2 rRNA genes are annotated in these 3231 nt (G+C 56.0%); both read right to left on the bottom strand.

Features of this window, described 5'->3' with window-relative positions:
• Nucleotides 1-65: 65 nt before the first annotated feature.
• Nucleotides 66-177: ribosomal RNA gene (gene rrf, locus B0919_RS24445) — 5S ribosomal RNA — on the bottom strand.
• Nucleotides 178-269: 92 nt separating this feature from the next.
• Nucleotides 270-3177, bottom strand: a 23S ribosomal RNA gene (locus B0919_RS24440).
• Nucleotides 3178-3231 lie beyond the last annotated feature (54 nt).

Genomic DNA, 3231 nt, shown 5'->3' with positions numbered 1-3231 from the left:
GGGGGGGGTAGAAACAGCGACGCCCCCTCGGCGGGCGAACCGCGAGGGGGCGAAGCGAGGGACAAGGTTGGCGGCGACCGACTCTCCCGCCGGCGAAGGCAGTACCATGGGCGCTCCGGGGCTTAACGACTCTGTTCGGAATGGGAAGAGGTGAACACCCGGGCTAAAGCCACCATTGTCGTAGCGGACATCCCGGCTGGTGCAGCGGCGGGAGCCGTGAAGGTTTGACGCACGGCCAGCAAACAAACAGAAGTTGTTACACGAGGGTAAATTCGGAAGCGTTCGGTTCATTAGTACTGCTCAGCTGCGCATTTCTGCGTTTAGACCTGCAGCCTATCAACGTGATGATCTTTCACGGACCTTATTAACGGAATGCTCATCTTCAGGTGAGTTTCGCACTTAGATGCTTTCAGCGCTTATCTCGACCCAGCGTAGCTACCCAGCGCTGCACCTGGCGGCACAACTGGTACACCAGCGGCTGGTCCAACCCGGTCCTCTCGTACTAAGGTCAGGTCCTGTCAACATTCCAACGCCCGCCACAGATAGGGACCGAACTGTCTCACGACGTTCTGAACCCAGCTCGCGTGCCACTTTAATCGGCGAACAGCCGAACCCTTGGGACCTTCTCCAGCCCCAGGACGTGACGAGCCGACATCGAGGTGCCAAACCTCCCCGTCGATATGAGCTCTTGGGGGAGATCAGCCTGTTATCCCCGGCGTACCTTTTATCCTTTGAGCGATGGCCCTTCCATGCGGAACCACCGGATCACTATATCCGTCTTTCGACCCTGCTCGGCGTGTCAGCCTCACAGTCAAGCCCGCTTCTGCTATTGCGCTCTGCATCCGGTTACCAAGCGGATTGAGCGGACCTTTGAAAGCCTCCGATACACTTTTGGAGGCGACCACCCCAGTCAAACTACCCACCAGACACTGTTTCCCGGTTAGAGATTAGGCTCCAAGCAACGCAAGGGTGGTATTTCAACGTCGGCTCCCCGAGACCTAGCGGCCCCGGCTCAACGCCTCCCACCTATGCTACACATGCGGTGCCCAGAGTCAATGTCAAGCTGTAGTAAAGGTGCACGGGGTCTTTCCGTCCCGTGGCGGGTACTCGGCATCTTCACCGAGACTACAATTTCACCGAGCTCACGGCTGAGACAGCGCCCAGATCGTTACACCATTCGTGCAGGTCGGAACTTACCCGACAAGGAATTTCGCTACCTTAGGACCGTTATAGTTACGGCCGCCGTTTACCGGGGCTTCGATTCAAACCTTCGCTTGCGCTAAGTTCCCCTCTTAACCTTCCGGCACCGGGCAGGTGTCAGGCCTTATACTTCCTCTTGCGAGTTCGCAAAGCCATGTGTTTTTGTTAAACAGTCGCCTGGGCCTTTTCACTGCGGCTTCTTGCATTGCTGCAAGGAAGCGTCCCTTCTCCCGAAGTTACAGGACCATTTTGCCGAGTTCCTTGGCCGTGATTCACTCGAGCGCCTCAGGATGCTCTCCTTGACTACCTGTGTCGGTTTGCGGTACGGGTCGTCTAGCAGTAAACGCTTAGCGGGTTTTCTTGGGAGTCTGATTAGGATGACTATGTCCGCCGCCCGAAGGCGTTGGACTACTATCACGTTTCAGCTAGACCGGCGTACTTTACTACCAGTCCAATACCTACGCGCTTCAACGGGCACTTCCGTCCGCCCGCGCATCTTTCACTTCTCCGTCACCGCATCACTCTACTAGACGAGTGCTGGAATATCAACCAGCTGGCCATCGGTCGTCGCTTGTCAGCTTAGCCTTAGGTCCCGACTAACCCTGCTCCGATTAGCGTTGAGCAGGAAACCTTAGTCTATCGGCGTGGGGGTTTCGCACCCCCATTATCGTTACTCATGCCTACATTTGCTTTTCCAGCCGCTCCAGTACGCCTCCCGGTCATACCTTCACCGCTGCTGGAATGCTCCCCTACCGCTGTGCATACGCACAACCCATCGCTTCGGTACCGGACTTGATGCCCGCGTATTATCGATGCCCTGTCGCTCGACCAGTGAGCTGTTACGCACTCTTTAAATGAATGGCTGCTTCCAAGCCAACATCCTGGCTGTCAAGGCAACTGGACCTCCTTTGTTCAACTTAGCCCGGATTTAGGGACCTTAGCGGATGGTCTGGGTTCTTTCCCTCTCGGCGCGGGACCTTAGCACCCCGCGCCTCACTGCCGCGTATATCAAGGCGCCATTCGGAGTTCGTCTGGATTCGGTAGGCTGTGACACCCCCTAGTCCAATCGGTAGCTCTACCTGCGCTTGACTCAACCGCGACGCTGTACCTCAATACATTTCGGGGAGTACGAGCTATTTCTCAGTTTGATTGGCCTTTCACCCCTACCCACAAGTCATCCAAATCCTTTTCAACGGAAACTGGTTCGGACCTCCAGTTGGTTTTACCCAACCTTCATCCTGCTCATGGGTAGATCACAAAGTTTCGCGTCTACCCCCTCTGACTCTGCGCCCTGTTCAGACTCGCTTTCGCTGCGGCTCCGGTTGTCTACAACCTTAACCTTGCCAGAGAGGAGTAACTCGTAGGCTCATTATGCAAAAGGCACGCCGTCACTACACCAAGTAGCTCCGACCGCTTGTAAGCGCACGGTTTCAGGTTCTTTTCACTCCCTTATCCAGGGTTCTTTTCACCTTTCCCTCACGGTACTGGTTCACTATCGGTCTCTCAGGAGTATGTAGCCTTGCCGGATGGTACCGGCGGATTCAGACGGGGTTTCACTGGCCCCGCCTTACTCAGGGTTCCACTAAGGCCCTATCAAATGTCGCTTACCGGACTCTCACCGTCTTTGGTTGACTTTCCCACGTCATTCAGCTACCCGATAGCGGTCCTATGTTGTGGCCCTACAACCCCGGGCTGGCCGTAACCAACCCGGTTTGGGCTCCTCCCCGTTCGCTCGCCACTACTTGGGGAATCATATGTTATTTTCTGTTCCTCCGGGTACTTAGATGTTTCAGTTCCCCGGGTTCGCCCTCGGCCTTGCGGCTCGAGTACCACCTCTTCAAGGTGGTGGGTTGCCCCATTCGGAAATGCGCGGATCACCTTGTATGTGCCAATCCCCGCGCCTTATCGCAGCTTATCACGTCCTTCATCGCCTCTGAGAGCCTAGGCATCCCCCGTGCGCCCTTCGTTACTTCCGTAACGGTCGACTCCGAGTAATCAGGAGTCTATCGTTTGCTCGTGTGATGCCATCCT

Source organism: Hymenobacter sp. CRA2 (assembly GCF_002007105.1).
GTDB lineage: Bacteria > Bacteroidota > Bacteroidia > Cytophagales > Hymenobacteraceae > Solirubrum.
Note: the sequence above shows the minus strand (reverse complement) of the source record. Positions and strands in the feature narration are given on the sequence as shown.